The following is a 17,760-nucleotide window of genomic DNA, read 5'->3' on the forward strand; positions in this document are numbered from 1 at the left end:
GCGCGCCGGACAAACCCAGTTAGTCGGTCCGCCGCACCCTCGGGTTCCGGCCGGCGAACGGGACGAACCTCACGCGCCGACGGACCCCCGAACGCCCGCTTCGCACCGTTCGCGGCTGCGACCATGACGCGATGTCCACCTCTCCGGCCGACCGCAGTCGGCCCGCACTCCCTCCGGCCGTCGGACGGCTGCTGCCCGCACGACCGGTCATCGGATTCATCGCCCTGCTGGTGCTGCTCTTCGCGCTGTCGTACGCCGCCGGTACCCTCGCCGGCCCGGTGGCACCGGGCCTGCACCCGGCAGGCGGCACCCGGGCGCCCGGTACCGCGCCCGCCGACGACGGGGACATGGGCCGGATGCACGACATGGGCGCCGGGGCACCCCGCCCGGTGACGGTGGGAGCGGCACGATGAGTGCGCGGCCGGCGCGGCCCGCACCCCGATCGGTCGGCGACCGGGCGCCGGCCGGGGCTCCTACCGGCGACCCGCTGCCCGACCACACCACCACCCTCACCATCGGCGGGATGACCTGCGCCGCCTGTGTGGGGCGGGTCGAGAAGAAGCTCGGCCGGCTGGACGGTGTCGCGGCCTCGGTGAACCTGGCCACCGGGCGGGCGACGGTCAGCCACCCCGCGACGGTCCCCGTCAGCGAACTGATCTCCACGGTCGAGGCGGCCGGTTTCACCGCACGGCTCCCCGAGCCCGTCGCCCCGGAGCCGGGCGGCGAGGACCGGCCGCCGTCGCCCGGGCGCCCGGACGACCAGGCCGCCCGGGTCGAGCGCCACCGGCTGCTGCTGACCGCCCTGCTCTCGCTGCCCGTCCTGGCGCTGTCGATGGTGCCCGGCTGGCAGTTCCGCAACTGGCAGTGGCTGTGCTTCGTGCTCGCCGCACCCGTCGCCGTATGGGGCGCAGCGCCCTTCCACGCGCGGGCGCTGCGGGGCCTGCGGCACGGCGCCGCCACCATGGACACCCTGGTCTCCCTCGGCGTCGTCGCGACCTTCGCCTGGTCCGGCTATGCGCTGTTCCTCGGCGGGGCTGGCGCGCCCGGTATGACGATGCCGCTGCGCCTGCTGCCCACAGCGGGCGACGGCAGCGCGCACCTCTATCTGGAAGCCGCCGTCGGCGTACCGCTGTTCGTGCTGGCCGGGCGCCGGATGGAGGCCAGGGCCCGGCGCGGCACCGGCTCCGCGCTGCGGGCGCTGGCCGAACTCGCCGTCAAGGACGTCACCGTACGGGCGCCCGGCGGCGAGCCGGGGCTCCCCCCGCCGGAGGGGAACGGGGCGTGGCGGAGCATTCCCGCGGACCGCCTGCGGGCCGGTGACCGCTTCCTGGTGCGCCCCGGCGAGCGGGTCGCCACCGACGGCACCGTCGTCGAGGGCAGCTCCGCCCTGGACCTGTCCCTGATCACCGGCGAGAGCCGCCCGGTCGAGGTCGGCGCGGGCTCGGCGGTCGTCGGCGGCGCGGTCAACTCCGGCGGCCTGCTGGAGGTACGGGCCGACGCGGTGGGCGCCGACACCCAGCTCGCCCGGATCACCCGGCTCGTCGAGGACGCCCAGAGCGGCAAGACCCACATCCAGCGGCTCGCCGACGCGGTGGCGGCCGTCTTCGTCCCCGCCGTACTGACCGTGTCGGTCAGCGTCCTGGGCTTCTGGCTCGGCGCCGGCGCCGAGCCGCAGGCCGCGATCACGGCCGCGGTCGCCGTCCTCGTCGTGGCCTGTCCGTGCGCGCTGGGGCTGGCCACCCCGACCGCGCTGCTGGCCGCCACCGGCCGCGGCGCCCAGCTCGGGATCCTGGTCCGCGGCCCGCAGGCACTGGAGCGGCTGCGGCGCATCGACACCGTGGTCCTCGACAAGACCGGCACCCTCACCACCGGGCGGATGAGCGTCACCGACCTCACCGCGCGCGGCGGCGGCCTCGACGCGGCCACCACGCTGCGCCTGGCCGCCGCCGTGGAGCAGGGCTCCGAACACCCGCTGGGCCGCGCGATCACCGCCCACGCCCGCGCGGCCCGGCCGCAGGGCGATCAACTCCCGCCCACGGTGGGCGACTTCAGCGCCACGCCCGGGTACGGCGTATCCGGCACGGCAGACGGGCGCCGGGTGGAGGTCACCCGCCCCGGCGACCTCACCGGTCTGCCGGCGCCCCTCCCGGACGCGGTGCGGGCGGCCGAGACCGCCGGACACACCCCGGTGCTGGTGACCGTCGACGGCACTCCGGAGGCGGTCCTCGCCGTCGGCGACACGCTGCGCCCCGACTGCTACCGCGCCGTGGACCATCTGCGGCGCCTGGGCCTGCGGCCAGTCCTGGCCACCGGCGACCGCGCCGCCACCGCCCGTGCGGTGGCCGGCCGGCTCGCCGTCACCGAGATCCACGCCGAGGCCCGCCCCGAGGACAAGGCCGCCCTCGTCACGGCGCTGAAGGAGCAGGGCGGCCGGGTCGCCGTCGTCGGCGACGGCGTCAACGACGCGGCGGCCCTTGCGCTCGCCGACCTCGGCATCGCCATGGGCAGCGGCACCGACGCCGCGATCGGTGCCGCCGATGTCACCCTCGTCCGCGAGGACCTCCAGGCCATCGCCGACGCGGTACGCCTCGCGCGCCGCACCCTGGCGACGATCCGCGCCAACCTCGTCTGGGCCTTCGGCTACAACCTCCTCACCGTGCCGCTCGCCGCGGTCGGCCTGCTCAACCCGATGCTGGCGGCCGCCGCGATGTCCGTCAGCTCCCTGCTGGTCGTGGGCAACAGCCTGCGGCTGCGCGCCTGGCAGCCGGGCGGCGGCGCCCGCAGGCCCGCCCGCCAGGCCGAACGAGCCCGTACCCCGGCACCTGGAGGAATCGCATGAACCGGCTGCCCGCAGCGGCCGTCGCCGTACCGCTGCTCACCTGCCTGGCGACCCTCGGCACGCTCACCGTGTGGACCGCGACCGGCAACGCGGGGACGCCCGCGCGGCTGAGCGTCGCCGAGGGCCGGGTGCTGGTCCCCGCCGGCTCCGAGGCCACCGCCGCGTTCTTCACCATCCGCAACACCGGCGGCGCGGACGACGTCCTGACGGGCGTCACCGGGCCCGCCGGCCACCGGGCGATGCTCAGCCGCACCGTCGACATCGGCCACAACGCCCGGAGCATGGCGATGGTCCGGGCCGCCACCGTCCCGGCCGGCGGCACCCTGCGGATGACACCGACGGACCTGGACGTCATGATCAGCCCGCCGCCGGCGCTCGCACCCGGCGACCGGCTCACCTTCACGCTCCACTTCCGCGACAGCCCGCCGCGGACCGTACGGGCCCGGGCGGTGCGTCCCGGCCAGTGACGACAGGGGGCTCATGGACGCGCACCGGCGCGCGTCCATGAGCCCCCTTCGCCTGCCGGGCGCGGACCGTCAGGCCACGGCGCCCGCGAGCGCGCGCGGCCGCTCGGCCGGTTCCGGTCGCTCCGCCTCCGCCAGCAGCGCCACCAGCGTCTCGCGGGCGCGCGCCACCCGGGACCGTACGGTCCCCACGGGAGTGCCCATCACGCCGGCGGCCGCCGCGTACGGCAGCCCCAGCAACTGGGTGAGGACGAACGCCTCCCGCCGCTGCGGCGCCAGGGCCGCGAGCAGCTCGGACAGCGCGACGCCCTCGTCGAAGCCCGGCACCCCGCGCGGCTGCACCCGCTCCGCCGCCGACTGCCAGTCGTCGGTCGCGGCCAGCCGCGGCCGGACCGCATGGGACCGGATCCGGTCCGCCACCACCCGCCGGGCGATGGTCAGCAGCCAGGTACGTGCCGAGGACCGGCCCTCGAACCGCGGCAGGCTGCGCAACGCCCGTACGTAGGTGTCCTGCACCAGGTCGTCGGTCGCCTGCGGATCGCCGCTGAGATGCGTCACATAGCGCCGCACATCGAGCTGGGTGGCCCGCACGAACTGCTCGACGGCCCGCTCGTCACCGGTGCGGGCGGCCAGCGCCCAGCCGGTCACCGCCTCGTCATCCCGCATATCGCGACCGCCCCTCGCCGCACCGCGGTGCTTCGGGGAGGATGGACACATGCACTGCTCGCGCATCCGTACGGCCCTCTCCGCCCGCCTCGACGGGGAGCAACCGCCACCCGGCGTCACGCCCGGCGGGCTCGCCGCCCACCTCGCCGACTGCCGGGACTGCCGGCAGTGGGAAGCCCGGGCGCGGGCCCTGACGGCGCGTCTCGACCGCGCCACGGCCCCCTTTGAGGACGACCCGGCGGCCGTCGACGCGCTGCTCGCCGGCCTGCGGTCGGTGGCCGCGGGGCCGGCGCCCCCCGGCTCGGTGGGCACGGACGGCGGACGGGCCGGCTGAACGGACGGGGCGCGGGCGCCCGCGCCCCCGAACCGGTGTGCCGGCGTCGGATGCCGTCGGCATCCGGACAGGATTCATCATCTGGAGTCCTTCGCATGATCCGGTCACCGCACGTGGGCGGCGACCGGTGAAAACGGAGCCGGGACCCGGGCGTCCGCGCTCGGCGCGCAGCACCCGTCCGCCCCTCGGCTCGGGAATTCGACCGTGCTGTCAGCCGACAGCCGGCTCATACGGCGGACCCCGCAGCGACATCGCATGGGCCAGCAGCAGCTTCTGCACCGCTCGCCGCGGCTCCTGCCGGGCGGCGCGCACGGCGGGCGGCGCATCGGGCAGCACCCCGCGCAGGACGAGCACCAGCGGGGCGAACAGCCAGGACGACACGCTCCGCACGAGCCGGAACGCCGCCCGCTCGCCACCCCACAGCCACCACGCGCTGAGCAGCGCGACCAGCAGGTGGGCGGCCAGCATGCCGGTGGCGCCGCCGTGCATCCCCGTCATCTGACCGGACGGATCCAGATGCTGCAGCCGGCCCGCATGCTCCGCCGGGGACATCCCCGGCATCCCGGAGGCTCCGTGCATCCCGTGCACGGACGCCATCTGCCGCTGCATCAGCTGTGTCATCTGTGCGGTGGCGCCGTCGGAGAGCCGCATGCCCTGCGCGCCGCACATCCAGGAGTCCGCCCACCGCCGCGCGAGCGACAGCGGCTCGCCGCCACCGCCGGAGCGGGCCACCGCCTGGCCGAACGAGAAGGCGCCGTGCAGCGCCGCCTGGGTGCCGACGGTCAGCAACCCGACCAGCAGCGGGCCGCGTTCCCGGCCCGCGAAGCACCAGGCACCGGCCGCCGTTCCCACGCCGGCCGCGAGCAGCATCCACGCGGGCACCGCGGCATCCGACATCACCGCGTGTCCCAGCGCAGCGAGCAGCACACACACCGCGGCGAACACCGCGGCCCGTAGCCCCCTGAGAACCTGCCCCGCATCCATGACAGGCCCATCGTCGCACCCCACCTCCGGCGTCGATCACCAGGGGCACCGGAGGCGGCGTGCGTACGGGTGAAGCCGGTGGCGAGGTGGGTGCGCGGAGGTTAGAAGTCGGCGCTCGAACGCACCTATAGAGCTGTGACAGACCCTTTTGACGTGGCGATGCTGATGCTTGCCCGATCAGAGCCTGTTTCTGACCTGGAGCGCGACGGCGCGGCACTGGAGCCGAAGACCGTGCGACTGTCTCCAACGGGGGGAGAGGTCCATGGCGGTGTCACCGCGGCATCGCGCGCAGACGCTCGCGGAAGGCCCTGACGCGGGGATGCCTCTGATAGGGGGCGAGCCGCTGGACCAGCCGGGGGAGCGTGCCGTGCACGGACCCCTTGGCGAGCTGCTGGTGGTGCTGGAGAGCGTGGAAGCAGTGCTCGACGGCCGCCTCCACCTCGCGCGTGGCCAACAGGACCTGCGCGAGCTGGGCGTGCAGCAGCGTACGGGCCTTGTGGTGATCGGCCGGCCGGCCGGCCAGCGAGCGTGCCAGCTCGGCCGCCGCGCCGTCGTGGTCCCCCAGCCGCGCGAGCACCTCGGCCCGCTGGTAGCGCAGGGCGGACTCCGGATAGCTGGTGAAGGGGCCCTCCGGTCCCGTGGCCAGGGCGAGCTGACGTTCCGCCGCCCCGAGATCCGCGGCCGCCGGGCGGTGCCCGCCGGCGCCGGCGCGCACGACGGCGCGCCCGGCGTGCAGGAAGGCCCGGGTCGCGTGGGGGACGGCCGAGCCCGCGACGCCGAGTGCCGCCTCGCCGAGCTCGACGGCCTGGCGGTGGTCGCCCAGCCGGTGCGCCTGCACACTCAGACAGCGCAGAGTGATCGCGTAGGAGCCGCGGTCCTCGGCCGCGTGGGCGAGTGAGAGGGCGACGTCGTAGTAGTGCAGCGCGAGGGCGGTGTGCCCCACATCGGACGTCATCGAGGCGAGCAGCAGCGTCAGATGGGCCGCCCCGGTGAGCAGGGAGCTGCGGACCGCCGGATCGGCGGGTGCGGTGAGCAGCGGCACCACGTCGTCGGCGAGGTACAGCGCCAGTGCGGGCCTGCCGTGGGCGCCGCCGTACTTCTCCCCCATCAGCGCGCTGTAGGACGCCATGGTCGTCAGCCGCGCCGCGTCCGCCGAGGTCGCCTGCCGCCCAACCCCGGTGGGTCGCACGACCGGTGGGGGGCTCTTGTCCCAGCTGCGGAGCACGGGGGGCGGGGCGGAGATGACCGAGCGGGCCAGCGGCGCCCGGCGGGTGGGATCGGCGTCCGCCCGGCACAGCGCGGCCAACCGCCGCACCGGATCGTCGCTGCGCAGCACGGCCGCCACCGTGTCGCCGCCCGCGTCCGGCGCGTCGAACCCGGTGTCGGCGGGCGTCAGACGCCGGCCGACACGGCGGCTCAGCGCCTGCCCCACGAGCTCGTCGACCGGTGGACGGGGGCGCGATCCGTGGAGCCAGTGGGCCACGGAGGTCCGGTCGTAGCGCAGGTTCAGTCCGTGTGCCGTGCCCAGGAGGTTGACGGCGCGGGCGAGGTCCCCGGCGGACCAGTCGGCTTCGGCCAGCAGCGCGGCCAGCAGGCGATTCGGGCGCCGGCCCTTCATGATCCGTCTTCCATGATCCGTCTTCCCTCCGGATACGACGCACCGCGACGTGGTGCGGGGACTTTCAACACGTTCACGGACCCACCGCATGCCGGGCGTTCCCGCCCGACCGGATTCATGGTTCCGTTAAGGGGCGGACGTCGGCTATGCCCCAGGTTCCGGAAGGCGGATTTCCGGACACTGGCCGGCTCGTGCGCCGGTGAATTCTGCGCCGAATGCGCTCCGGCGGTCCGCACCAGGATTCCTCACGTACAACAGCAGCACCAGGCACGGCACATGGCACCTCGCAAAACAACTCAGCAGAAGTATTCCCGCAGTTCCGCACCCTGTATCACCCGCGGCCCGGCCGTGGAATTGGCTCGGAACGAGCGGCCCACCACCGTTGGCCGGCCGGCCGACTCTCCGCCCGGGAGCGAAAAGTGGCGCAGACCAGACGCCGCAACGAATTCCTGAGGTCCCTGCTGGCGGAGGCCCGCTGGACCCAAGCCGCGCTCGCCCGGTCGGTCAATGCGCTGGCCGCGGAGATCGACCTGGACCTGAACTACGACCGCACGGCCGTCTCCCATTGGCTCAGCGGTACGCAGCCGGCCCCACCGGTGCCCGAACTCATAGCGGAGGCGCTGACCCGGCGCCTGGGCCGGTCCGTCTCCCCGAGCGCGGCAGGACTCGCCGGTGCCCCTTCCGCGCCGACGAGCGGGCGGCCACCCGACCATGTCTCACCGGCCGAATCGGCGCTCACCGATCTGTGCAGCATGGAGAGCGACCCCACCCGCCGGGTGTCCGCACGACTCCAGCCGTACCGGGAATCGGACCTCGCGGGCGCACGGGCCGAACCGCGGTCCTGGACGACGCGTCCGGCGGTGCGGCGTGAGGAGACCGAGGAGGAACTCGCCGTCGTCCGGCTCGCCGTGCGCTTCTACGCGGCGTCCTTCAACGCGCACGGCGGCCGGCGGGCCCGCTCGACCCTGGCCACCTACCTCGCGGACGACATCGTCCCCAGGCTGCGGGAGATGACGGACCAGGACACCCACCGGGGCCTGCTGGTGGAGACCTCACGACTGACCTTCCTGCTCGCGCGGATGTACCAGGACGCATCCGTCCACGGACTCGCCCAACGCCACTTCCACACCGCCCTGCGACTGGCCGCGGAGTCCGGGGACGCCACCGCCTGGGCCGTCGCCCTACGGGGACTGAGCGCCCAGGGACTCGCGCTGGGCCACCGGCGGACGGCGCTGCAGGCCGCCGAGACCGCCGCGTCCACCGCCGTCGCGCCGGACGGCGGCACCCGGGCGTTCCTGCTGTCCCAACTCGCCGTCGCCCAGGCCGCCTGCGGTCTGCGCCATGCGGCGCTCACCTCCTTGGGCACGGCCGAGCGCGCGGCCGAGTCGGGCCGGCGGCACGGGTGCGCGCCGGGTCCCTTCCACACCTACGCGTCCGCGGCGCTGGAGTTCCAGAGCGCCGAGGTCTTCCGCCATCTGGGAGATCTGCCGGCGGCTCGGGCGGCCCTGCACCACTCCTTGGCGCGGCGCCCGGGCGACGACCACCGCGGGCTTGCGCTGAGCCATGCCCGGCACGCCGAGATCCTCGTCGGACTCGGTCATGTGGAGGAGGCCTGTGCCGCCTGGAGTTCCTTCCTCGATCAGTACGTCCATGTGCGGTCGGGCGCGGCGGATCTCGCGGTGAGCCGGCTGCGGCAACTCCTCGCCCCTTTTCGCCCGCTCCCCGCGGTGACCGCGATTCTGCACCGTACGTCCGCCCTGACATCCGTTTATCCGAGACCCTGAACCATTCGACCGGCTGTGCGCTTTCACGCCTTTCAACATCTCCGCGTATCACGGCCACCCCCATCCTCGCGAAAGTCGCTGTTCAATCGAGGAGAAGCCACCGCGGGACGGAAAGGAGCGGTGAATATGACCGGCACCACCGGCGTTTCCCCGGAAGAAACCGACGCGTCACACCGCCAGGTCGTCCACCTCTTTCCGGGCCAGGGCGACTTCGCCGTCAGCCCGCTCGTCCGGGCGGTACGCGCGCACGACTGCGTACGCACCGCGGTCGCCGAGGTGTTCGGGGAAGCGGAGGAGGCGGGCCGGGAGTTCGGCATCCCGCCCCTCGCACAGGCGCTGCTGGGCGACTCGCCCCCCAGCGGCCGCGACCTCGCCGCCGCCACCGTCGGTACCGCCCAACTCGCCCTGTTCTGCTCCTCGATGGCCGTCCACCGCGCACTGTGCGCCATCGGGAGGGCACCCGACCAGGTGCTGGGGGTGAGTTTCGGGGAGATCGCGGCGCTCACCGCGGCCGGCGTCTTCGACATCGCCACCGGAGCCCGGATCGCCTGCCTGCTGGCACGGCAGCTGACGCACTGCGCGGGCGGGCTGACGCTGATCGGCGCCGCGGAGTGCCGCACCCATGCGCTGCTGCGCGAGGCCAGGTCCCCGGAACTGGCCCTGGCCTGCGTGAACGACCCCGGTGAGACCGTGGTCAGCGGCCCCGTCGCGGCCCTCGCCGCCGTGGAGGAACTCGCCAGGCGGCAGGGGGTGCCGGCCTCCCGGCTGCGGCTGCCGTTCTCCTCCCACCACCCGTCGCTGACCGGGCCGGCGGACGCCTTCGCGGCCTCGATCCGGCAGCTCGCCGCCCACCCCGCCCGGATGCCGGTGCTCTCCGCCGTCCACGGCGGCCCCTACGGGCCCGGCGACGATGTGGCCCGCGGACTGGCGAACTGCCTGATCCGCCCCGCACGGCTGCCGAAGGTGCTGCACCAACTGACCACCCGTGGGGCCGTGTTGCTGCTGGAGGCGGGAACCGGCCGCTCGCTCACCCGCAACGCACAGCACACCCTGCCGCCCGCCGCGGCCCGCGCCCACGCACCCCTCGCCGACCCCGGATTCCCCTGGACGCGGGCCGCCGCCCGAGCCGCATCGCCGACCGGCGGTCCTCCCCGCCGCCCCTTGGAGCCGTCCCGATGACCACACGCCTGCCGCCGCGCGGTGAACTGCACGACCTCATCAACGGGGCGTCCCCGGACCCGCTGCGCGGCCGACTGCGCGCCGCCCTGGCGGCCACCGACGAGCCCCCGACAGCGGACCGCGCGGAGCGCGCCCACCGCATCCACCGGCGGCTGCGCCGCCTGGCCGACGCCCTGCCGCCGGCCGCCGAGCTGCTGTCCGACCCCCGTCGGCTCGCGCTGCTCAGCGAGTGCGTCGCGGTCGCCGACCCGCCGTTGTACATGGCCACCCTCTCCCACTACGCGCTCTGCCTGGGCTCGGTCATCGCGCTGACGGACGACCCGGCCCGCCTCGGAAACCAGTGGGAGGCGCTGGCGAGCGCCCGCTCCAAGGGCGTGTTCATGGTGACGGAGATCGGCGACGCCAGCAGCCACCTGGGAATCCGCACCACCGCCGAATTCGACCCGCGCACCGGTGAGTTCCTACTCGGCACGCCGGACGCCGGGGCGGCCAAGTTCTCCTCCGTCGGTTCCTCACGGATGCCGCAGACGGCCGTGGTGTGCGCACGGGTGCTGGCCGGCGGGGCGGACCGCGGGGTGTTCTCCTTCGTGGTGGACCTCACCGACGAGCACGGCCCGCTGCCGGGCGTGGAGATCTCCCGCAGCCTCGAACTGCCGGCCCTGCCGATGGACTACGCGCTGGTGCGCTTCCACGGCGTACGGCTGCGCCACGAGCAGTGGCTCCGCGACCGCGCCCGCATCGACGACGAGGGAGCCTTCCACGATCCGCTCGGCACCGCGGACGCCCGGCTCCAGCGGACCCTGTGCGTGGGGCAGGTCCTGTGGGCCACGCTGCCCTCGGCGATGGCCGCCATGGCACGGGAGTGCGCGGTACGGGCACTGCGCTTCTCCGCGCGCCGGCGGGCCCACGGCCGGCTGGCCCCGGGGGCGAGCGTGCTGACCTACCGCAACCAGCAGCACGCGCTGCTCGGTTGCCTGGCCGAGTCCTTCGCCCTCACCTGCGCCGGCCGGACGGCCCGCGAGATCTGGACCAGGTCGCGCGCCGTGGCCGGCCGCCGCGGCACGGTCGACGCGATGACCTTCGCGCCGTGGACCGCGGTCGACCGGCCCCTGGCGGTGCTCAAGGCGCTCACCGTCCGCGGCACCGCGCGGGTGGCCGCCGAATGCCAGCACCGGTGCGGGGTCGCGGGCTTCCTGCAGCCCAACCTGCTGGCGGGGTACCACGGTTTCGCCCATGCCTTCGACAGCGCCGGCGGCGACAGCCGGCTGATCCTGCTGGACGCCGGGCGGGCGCTCGCGGCGGAGGGCGCCCACAACGGGCAGCACGCCGCCGGCCGCCGCACGGGCGTTGCGGCACCCGCCGTCCCCGCGGACCACCCCGCGTGGTGGCCGGCGGTCACCAGAGCCCAGGAGGCCTGGCTGGCAGGGGAGTTGCACCGGACGCTGGAGCGGCGGACCCGGGCCGGGCTCACGGGCCTGGAGCTGTGGAATCCGCTGCTGGACGCGGCCGGTGAACTCGGCGAGGCCTACGGGAGCCGGCTCGTCGCCGAGAGCCTGGCCGGAGCCCTCGCGGCGGTCGACGATCCCGGGCTGCTCGCGGTGCTGCGCCCCCTGGTGGCGCTGTACGGGGCGGTCGAGGCGCGCCGCCTGGCCGGCGGCCTCCAGGCCACCGGCGTGCTGAGCGCGGCCACGGTGCGGGCGCTGCCCGCCGTGCTGGACGGCCTGTGCGACCGGCTGATGCCCCATCTCCCCCTGCTGGAGGAGGCCATGGGCGCCGCGGGCGGTGCGCCGCCCGCCCCCTTGGGTGCCGACGACTACGCCGCGGCCCTGACCGAGTCCCTCGACCCGCTACCGGAAGGGCCGTCATGAGCCATACCTGCCCGAGGATGCCCCGTATCGGTGTGCTGGGCATGGGCACCTACCTGCCCCGCACCACCCGGACCAACGAGGAGGTCGCGGCGGCGGCGGGCGTCACACCGGAGTGGATCGCCCAGCGCACCGGTGTCCACACCCGGCATGTGGCCGACCCGGCAGAGGCCGCCTCCGATCTGGCGGCGGCCGCGGTGCGGGCCGCGGTGGCCGCCGCGAACATCGACATCGACCAGGTCGACGTGCTGATCGCGGCCACCTCCACCCCCGACGAGCTGGGCCCCTCCACCGCCTGCCGGGTCCAGGCCCTGACCGGCGCCCGGCACGCGGTGGCCCTGGACGTCAGCGCGGCCTGCGCCGGCTGGCTGTTCGCGGCCCGGGTCGCCCACGACTGGCTCCGCGGCAACCGCGGCGCGCGGTACGCGGCGGTCGTCGGCGTCGAGGCGTACTCCAAGTTCGTCGACCCCGCGGACCGCGGGACCGCGGTGCTCTTCGCCGACGGCGCGGCCGCCGCGATCCTGGGCCCCGTCCCGGGCGGCGGCGGATTCGCCGACTTCCGCCTCGGCTCCGACGGCACCGGCGCCCACCACGTGCTCATCCCCGCCGGCGGCAGCCGCATCCCCGCGAGCCCCGCCACCCTCGGCGCGCACCGGCACCACATCCACATGGACGGCCGTGCGGTCCGCGACTTCATCGCCCGGATCTTTCCGCAGCTGGTCGGCGAGGCCCTGGTCCGCAACCGGCTCCGGCTGGAGGACATCGACGCGTACATCACCCACCAGCCCAACCCCGTGCTGCTGCGCGGCCTCGGCGAGCGCATCGGCATCCCGCCCGAGCGGCTGGTCATCGTCGGCGACGAGGTGGGCAACATCGGTGCCGCCAGCGCCCCGTACGCACTGGCCACCGCCGCCTCCCGCGGGCTGCTGCCGCGCGGCGGCCGGATCCTGCTCGCCGTCTTCGGCGCCGGTGTGACCTGGGGCAGTGCCCTGCTGACCTGGACCGGCGCACCCGCCATCCGGATAGCGCCGGCCCGCACCCCGCACACCGCCCCACCACCCGCCCGAACCCCCGCTGTGCAAAGGAGTTCCCGATGACCCCACTCGCCTCGTTCCGGCTGGACGGCGCGCGCACCCTGGTGACCGGCGCCTCCCGCGGCATCGGCCAGGCCGTGGCCGTGGCGCTCGCCCAGGCCGGCGCGGACCTGGCGCTGTCCGCCCGGACCTCGGCCGCGCTGAAGGAGACCGCCCGACTCGTCGCGGAGGAGGGGCGCACCGCGGCCCTCGTGCCGGGCGACCTCGCCGAGCCGGGTGCCGCGGACACCGTGGTGGACGACGCCGCGGCCCGGCTCGGCGGGCTCGACGTCGTGGTCCACAACGCGGGCATCCTCCCCTCCCGGCCCGACGGCAGCCCCACCCTGGACCCCCTGCAGGACTCCGACCAGGACGACTGGAACCAGGTGCTGTCGGTCAACCTCAACGCCACCGCGGCCCTGTGCCGGCGTGCGCACCGCCACCTGGCCGCCTCGCCGCGGGCCGCCGTGGTGCTGATGTCGTCCCTCGCCGGTGTGGTGGGCACACCCAGGATGGAGGCGTACGCGGCCTCCAAGGCGGCGCAGATCTCGCTGGCCCGCAGCCTCGCGGTCGGCTGGGCCCGCGAGGGCATCCGGGTCAACGCGCTGTGCCCGGGCTGGACCCGTACGGACATGACGGCCTTCGCCTACTCCACGGGGCCGCTGTCCGACTGGCTGATGTCCCATGTCCCGCTGGGCCGTTGGGCCGAGCCGCACGAGGTGGCCTGCGCCGCGCTCTACCTCGCCTCGCCCGCCGCGTCCTACCTCACCGGTCAGGCGCTGGTGCTCGACGGCGGCGCGTCCGTCCCCGACGGCGGACTGGCCGGAATCCCCAAACCCCCCTCCCCGTTCGCCGCCTGACCCGACCACCCCGCGACCTGAGGACTGCCGACCATGACCAAGGTGAGCCCCACCGCCGTGATCCACGGCATCGGGACCTGTCTGCCCCCACGCGTGCTCTCCAACGAGGACGTCAAGCGCCGTGGTGTGCTGGACACCACCGACGAGTGGATCCGCTCCCGCACCGGCATCCTCCGGCGCCGGGCCGCCGACGACGCAACCAGCACCGGCGACCTCGCCGTGGCCGCCGGCCGGGCCGCGCAGGCCTCCGCCCGCGCCCGCGCGGACCTGGTCCTGGTCGCCACCACCACACCGGACCGCCGCTGCCCGGCCACCGCCCCCGAGGTCGCCCACCGGCTCGGCCTGGGCACGGTCCCCGCCTTCGACCTGGCGGCCGTGTGCTCCGGGTTCGTCTACGGCGTCACCGTCGCCACCGCACTGGTCCGGACCGGGGTCTGCGCCCGACCGCTGGTGATCGGCGCCGAGAAGTACTCCAGCATCATCGACCCGCTGGACCGGGACACCGCGGTGATCTTCGGTGACGGCGCCGGCGCGGTCCTGCTGCGCGCCGGGGACCGTGGTGAGCCGGGCGCCGTCGCCGCCGTCGACTGGGGCTCCGACGGCGGGGGCAGCGACCTCATCGCCATCGCCGCCGGCGGCTGCCGCCGGCCCGACACCTCGCGCCGTCTGTGCCGTGAGGACCGCTACTTCCGGATGAGCGGCCGCGAGGTGTACGGGCAGGCGGTCCGCCGGATGACCGAATCGTCGCTGGCGGTGCTGGAACAGGCCGGCTGGCAGCCCGACGGCGTCGGGGCGTTCATCGGCCACCAGGCCAACCAGCGCATCCTCGACTCGGTCGCCGACCGGGTGGGCATCGCACGGGGGTACCGCTTCGGCAACATCCGCGAGGTCGGCAACACCGCCGCCGCCTCCATCCCGCTGGCCCTCGCCGACACCGCCCGACGCAAGCTCGTCCGCCCCGGGACGCGGACGCTGCTGACCGCCTTCGGCGGCGGACTGACCTGGGGTTCGCTCGCGATGAGCTGGCCCTCCGCGCTGCCCTGGGCGCACGATCCCGAACCTCGTACCACCCACCCCACCACCCACCCCGCACGCCGGAGGAAGCAGCCATGGAAAGTGTCTACGACCACCTCGTGACCGTACTGGCGGACAAGTTCGAGGTCGACGCCGACGCCATGCGGCCCGACAGCACGCTGGCCGGCCTCGAACTCGACTCGCTCGCCGTCGTCGAGCTGTACGTCACGCTCCAGGAACACTTCGGCATCCCCCTGGAAGAGGACGACTCCGCCACCGGCCTGACGCTGGAACAGCTCGCCCGGGCCGTCGACGCACAACTGTCCGCGGCCGGCGCACCGTCCGACGGCGGAGCTCCCCGGTGAGCGGTCGCGGCGCGAACGGGGACCTCGCCGTCACCGGCATCGGGCTGGTCACACCCGCCGGCACCGGCACCGCCCAGACCTGGGCCGGCGTCTGCGCGGGGCGGGGCACCGCGGCGGAGGACCCCGCACTGGCCGGCCTCCCCGTCTCCTTCTCCTGCCGGGTGCCCGGCTTCGACCCGCGGACCCGGGTGCCCGGCCCCCGGCCCTGGCGGTACGACCGTTTCACCCAGTTCGCGCTGGCGGCCGCCGGCGAAGCCGTCGCCGACGCCGGACTGGACCCGGCCCTGTGGGACGGCTCCCGGGTCGCGGTCGTCCTGGGCTCGGCCGCCGGGGGAGTGCAGACCTACGAGGACCAGTTCCGCAAGCTCCTGCACACCGGCCCCCGGTCGGTCTCACCGCTCACCCTGCCCGGCTTCCTGCCCAACATGGCCGCGGGACAACTGGCGATCGCGCTACGGGCGCACGGCGCGGTGCTGCACACCGCCACGGCCTGTGCGTCCGGCGCCACCGCCATCGCCCTCGCGGCGGTGCTGCTGCGCACCGATGCCTGCGACATCGCGGTCGCCGGCGGGGCCGATGCCATGATCACGCCGCTGTGCGCCACCGCCTTCGCGAGAATGGGGGCGCTCTCCCGGCGCCACGGCTGCCCGGCCGCCGCCTCCCGGCCCTTCGACGCCGCCCGCGACGGCTTCGTCCTGGCCGAAGGGGCGGGCGTAGTCGTCATGGAGCGGGACACCGACGCGGCCGCCCGGCACGCGCCGGTGCACGCCTGGCTCGCCGGATACGGGCTGACCGCCGACGCCCACCACCAGGTGGCCCCCGACCCCGAGGGGCACGGGCTCCAGCGGGCCATGGAGCAGGCGGTGCGGACGGCCGGCGCGGCCCCGGGCGAGGTCGACCACATCAACGCGCACGGCACCGGCACCCCCCTCAACGACCGCACCGAGGCCGCTGCCCTGCACAAGCTGTTCGGCGCCGACTCCCCGACGGTGACCTCCGCCAAGGGCGTCATCGGCCACACCATGGGGGCGGCGGGCGCCATCGAGGCGGCCCTGACCGTGCTGACGGCGAAGCACCGACTCGTCCCGCCCATCGCCAACCTCCAGCGGCCCGAACCGGAATCCCGCGGGCTGGACCTGGTGAGCGGCGGACCCCGCCGGCAGGACGTCCGCCTGGCGCTCAGCAACTCCGCGGGCTTCGGCGGACACAACACGGTGCTCGCCTTCCGGCCGGGACCGCCGCCACCCGACCCCTCCCACAACGGAGCCCGCCCCGCCCACCGCGGGCCCCACGTCCCTCACCGCGGAGGATGAATGCCGTACCGCGCCCCCGTCGCCACGACCCCCGACACCCGGATCCCGCACCTCGGAAGGCTGTACGACGCCGTCCGGCAACGCAATCCCGGAGAGCCGGAATTCCATCAGGCGGTGCGCGAGGTCCTGGACTGCCTCGCACCGGCACTGGCCGCCCATCCGGAGTTCGCCGAGCCGGGCCTGATCGAGCGCATCACCGAACCAGAACGGCAGGTGATCTTCCGGGTCCCCTGGCAGGACGACTCCGGGACCACCCTCGTCCACCGGGGATTCCGGGTGGAGTTCAGCAGCACCCTGGGCCCTTACAAGGGCGGCCTGCGCTTCCATCCCTCCGTGAACCTCGGCATCGTCAAGTTCCTGGGCTTCGAGCAGGTGTTCAAGAACTCCCTCACCGGACTCGGCCTCGGCGGCGCGAAGGGCGGCAGCGACTTCGACCCGCGAGGCCGCTCCGACCGCGAAGTGATGCGCTTCTGCCAGTCCTTCATGACCGAACTCCACCGCCATGTCGGCGAGCACACCGACGTCCCGGCCGGCGACATCGGGGTGGGCACCCGGGAGATCGGATTCCTCTTCGGCCAGTACCGGCGCATCACCAACCGCTGGGAGTCGGGCGTGCTCACCGGCAAGGGCCGCGAATGGGGCGGATCCGCGCTGCGTACGCAGGCCACCGGGTACGGCAACGTGCTCTTCGCCGCCGAACTGCTGCACACCCGCGGGGAGGATCTGGACGGCCGGCGGGTCGCGGTGTCCGGCTCGGGCAATGTGGCCCTGCACTCGATCGCCAAGGCCCAGGACATGGGAGCCCATGTGGTCACCGCCTCCGACTCCGAAGGCTGCGTGGTGGACGAGAAGGGCATCGACGTCGAACTCCTGCGCCAGATCAAGGAGATCGAGCGCGGCCGCATCAGCACCTACGCACGACGTCGGGGCAGCTGCGCGGTCTATGTCCCCGGCGGCCGGGTCTGGGACGTCCCCTGCGAGGTCGCACTGCCCTCGGCCACCCAGAACGAACTGGACGCCGATGCCGCGGCGACGTTGGTCCGGCACGGCGTCAAGGTGGTGTCCGAGGGCGCCAACATGCCCACCACCCCCGACGCCGTCCGCATCCTGCACGGTGCCGGGGTGGCCTTCGGGCCGGGGAAGGCCGCCAACGCCGGCGGCGTGGTCACCAGCGCCTTCGAGATGCAGCAGAACTCCCGGCGCGAGAGCTGGAGTTCCCTGCGGGTGGCCGAGCGGCTCGCCCAAGCGATGCGCACGATCCACGACACCTGCCGCCAGACCGCGGAGCGCTACGGCGCCCCCGGGAACTACGTGCTCGGCGCCAACATCGCCGGCTTCACCCGCCTGGCCACCGCGGTGCTCGCGCAGGGGGTGGTGTGAACGCCGGGCCCCGCCCGACGAA

At 74.9% G+C, this 17,760-nt stretch carries 16 protein-coding genes; 13 read left to right on the plus strand and 3 right to left on the minus strand.

Features of this window, described 5'->3' with window-relative positions; genetic code table 11:
* Window positions 1-131: 131 nt before the first annotated feature.
* The 3 genes from AC0680_RS22435 to AC0680_RS22445 all read left to right on the plus strand — a co-directional run bounded on the left by AC0680_RS22435 (window position 132) and on the right by AC0680_RS22445 (window position 3,306).
* Window positions 132-413, plus strand: coding sequence for a hypothetical protein (locus tag AC0680_RS22435; protein WP_478631470.1), 282 nt, complete (start codon window positions 132-134; stop codon window positions 411-413).
* A gap of 110 nt (window positions 414-523) precedes the next feature.
* Entirely contained in the window at window positions 524-2,839 is a 2,316-nt protein-coding gene (locus AC0680_RS22440; RefSeq protein WP_478631676.1) for a heavy metal translocating P-type ATPase, read from the plus strand.
* Window positions 2,836-3,306 (plus strand): copper chaperone PCu(A)C, encoded by a 471-nt coding sequence (locus tag AC0680_RS22445; protein WP_478631473.1) that lies wholly within the window; start codon window positions 2,836-2,838, stop codon window positions 3,304-3,306. Before AC0680_RS22440 ends, AC0680_RS22445 begins: the two co-directional genes overlap by 4 nt.
* A gap of 69 nt (window positions 3,307-3,375) precedes the next feature.
* On the opposite strand, the gene AC0680_RS22450 is transcribed toward AC0680_RS22445, so the two are convergent.
* Window positions 3,376-3,969, minus strand: a complete 594-nt coding sequence (locus AC0680_RS22450) for a sigma-70 family RNA polymerase sigma factor (RefSeq protein WP_384439182.1) — start codon at window positions 3,967-3,969, stop codon at window positions 3,376-3,378.
* A gap of 49 nt (window positions 3,970-4,018) precedes the next feature.
* Here AC0680_RS22450 and AC0680_RS22455 point away from each other — a divergent pair, with 49 nt between their 5' ends.
* Window positions 4,019-4,303, plus strand: coding sequence for a zf-HC2 domain-containing protein (locus AC0680_RS22455; RefSeq protein WP_478631476.1), 285 nt, complete (start codon window positions 4,019-4,021; stop codon window positions 4,301-4,303).
* 210 nt (window positions 4,304-4,513) lie between these two features.
* Here the strand turns inward: AC0680_RS22455 and AC0680_RS22460 are convergent, their stop codons facing one another.
* Together AC0680_RS22460 and AC0680_RS22465 are read right to left on the minus strand one after the other, a co-directional pair.
* Window positions 4,514-5,287 (minus strand): PE-PGRS family protein, encoded by a 774-nt coding sequence (locus AC0680_RS22460; protein ID WP_478631479.1) that lies wholly within the window; start codon window positions 5,285-5,287, stop codon window positions 4,514-4,516.
* A gap of 271 nt (window positions 5,288-5,558) precedes the next feature.
* A complete protein-coding gene (locus tag AC0680_RS22465; protein ID WP_478631482.1) occupies window positions 5,559-6,905 on the minus strand; it encodes a hypothetical protein in 1,347 nt (448 codons plus the stop codon).
* A gap of 419 nt (window positions 6,906-7,324) precedes the next feature.
* Here AC0680_RS22465 and AC0680_RS22470 point away from each other — a divergent pair, with 419 nt between their 5' ends.
* From AC0680_RS22470 to gdhA, 9 genes are all read left to right on the plus strand, one after another.
* Window positions 7,325-8,689 carry a hypothetical protein gene (locus tag AC0680_RS22470; RefSeq protein ID WP_478631485.1) on the plus strand — a complete coding sequence of 455 codons (1,365 nt, stop codon included), beginning with the start codon at window positions 7,325-7,327 and terminating at the stop codon, window positions 8,687-8,689.
* Between the two features lie 126 nt (window positions 8,690-8,815).
* The gene (locus AC0680_RS22475; RefSeq protein ID WP_478631488.1) at window positions 8,816-9,868 is read left to right on the plus strand and encodes an ACP S-malonyltransferase; all 1,053 of its coding nucleotides are present in this window, start codon (window positions 8,816-8,818) and stop codon (window positions 9,866-9,868) included.
* A complete protein-coding gene (locus AC0680_RS22480) occupies window positions 9,865-11,736 on the plus strand; it encodes an acyl-CoA dehydrogenase family protein (protein WP_478631491.1) in 1,872 nt (623 codons plus the stop codon). Before AC0680_RS22475 ends, AC0680_RS22480 begins: the two co-directional genes overlap by 4 nt.
* A complete protein-coding gene (locus AC0680_RS22485) occupies window positions 11,733-12,830 on the plus strand; it encodes a 3-oxoacyl-ACP synthase III family protein (RefSeq protein WP_478631494.1) in 1,098 nt (365 codons plus the stop codon). The genes AC0680_RS22480 and AC0680_RS22485 overlap by 4 nt, the downstream gene beginning before the upstream one ends.
* A complete protein-coding gene (locus tag AC0680_RS22490) occupies window positions 12,827-13,666 on the plus strand; it encodes an SDR family NAD(P)-dependent oxidoreductase (protein ID WP_478631496.1) in 840 nt (279 codons plus the stop codon). The genes AC0680_RS22485 and AC0680_RS22490 overlap by 4 nt, the downstream gene beginning before the upstream one ends.
* Window positions 13,667-13,699: 33 nt before the next feature.
* Window positions 13,700-14,803 carry a beta-ketoacyl-ACP synthase III gene (locus AC0680_RS22495; protein ID WP_478631498.1) on the plus strand — a complete coding sequence of 368 codons (1,104 nt, stop codon included), beginning with the start codon at window positions 13,700-13,702 and terminating at the stop codon, window positions 14,801-14,803.
* A complete protein-coding gene (locus AC0680_RS22500) occupies window positions 14,776-15,045 on the plus strand; it encodes an acyl carrier protein (protein ID WP_478631500.1) in 270 nt (89 codons plus the stop codon). Before AC0680_RS22495 ends, AC0680_RS22500 begins: the two co-directional genes overlap by 28 nt.
* On the plus strand, window positions 15,042-16,358 hold the full coding sequence (locus AC0680_RS22505) for a beta-ketoacyl-[acyl-carrier-protein] synthase family protein (protein ID WP_478631503.1): 1,317 nt from the start codon (window positions 15,042-15,044) through the stop codon (window positions 16,356-16,358). Before AC0680_RS22500 ends, AC0680_RS22505 begins: the two co-directional genes overlap by 4 nt.
* Window positions 16,359-17,738, plus strand: coding sequence for an NADP-specific glutamate dehydrogenase (gene gdhA, locus AC0680_RS22510; RefSeq protein ID WP_478631506.1), 1,380 nt, complete (start codon window positions 16,359-16,361; stop codon window positions 17,736-17,738).
* The last annotated feature ends 22 nt before the right edge of the window (window positions 17,739-17,760 follow it).

The sequence above is a fragment of the Streptomyces sp. NPDC043738 genome (assembly GCF_056436545.1).

Coding starts and splice junctions, on each gene's coding strand:
- AC0680_RS22435 (WP_478631470.1), top strand. CDS start 132: ATGTCCACCTCTCCGGCCGACCGCAGTCGGCCCGCACTCCCTCCGGCC.
- AC0680_RS22440 (WP_478631676.1), top strand. CDS start 524: ATGACCTGCGCCGCCTGTGTGGGGCGGGTCGAGAAGAAGCTCGGCCGG.
- AC0680_RS22445 (WP_478631473.1), top strand. CDS start 2,836: ATGAACCGGCTGCCCGCAGCGGCCGTCGCCGTACCGCTGCTCACCTGC.
- AC0680_RS22450 (WP_384439182.1), bottom strand. CDS start 3,969: ATGCGGGATGACGAGGCGGTGACCGGCTGGGCGCTGGCCGCCCGCACC.
- AC0680_RS22455 (WP_478631476.1), top strand. CDS start 4,019: ATGCACTGCTCGCGCATCCGTACGGCCCTCTCCGCCCGCCTCGACGGG.
- AC0680_RS22460 (WP_478631479.1), bottom strand. CDS start 5,287: ATGGATGCGGGGCAGGTTCTCAGGGGGCTACGGGCCGCGGTGTTCGCC.
- AC0680_RS22465 (WP_478631482.1), bottom strand. CDS start 6,905: ATGAAGGGCCGGCGCCCGAATCGCCTGCTGGCCGCGCTGCTGGCCGAA.
- AC0680_RS22475 (WP_478631488.1), top strand. CDS start 8,816: ATGACCGGCACCACCGGCGTTTCCCCGGAAGAAACCGACGCGTCACAC.
- AC0680_RS22480 (WP_478631491.1), top strand. CDS start 9,865: ATGACCACACGCCTGCCGCCGCGCGGTGAACTGCACGACCTCATCAAC.
- AC0680_RS22485 (WP_478631494.1), top strand. CDS start 11,733: ATGAGCCATACCTGCCCGAGGATGCCCCGTATCGGTGTGCTGGGCATG.
- AC0680_RS22490 (WP_478631496.1), top strand. CDS start 12,827: ATGACCCCACTCGCCTCGTTCCGGCTGGACGGCGCGCGCACCCTGGTG.
- AC0680_RS22495 (WP_478631498.1), top strand. CDS start 13,700: ATGACCAAGGTGAGCCCCACCGCCGTGATCCACGGCATCGGGACCTGT.
- AC0680_RS22500 (WP_478631500.1), top strand. CDS start 14,776: ATGGAAAGTGTCTACGACCACCTCGTGACCGTACTGGCGGACAAGTTC.
- gdhA (WP_478631506.1), top strand. CDS start 16,359: ATGCCGTACCGCGCCCCCGTCGCCACGACCCCCGACACCCGGATCCCG.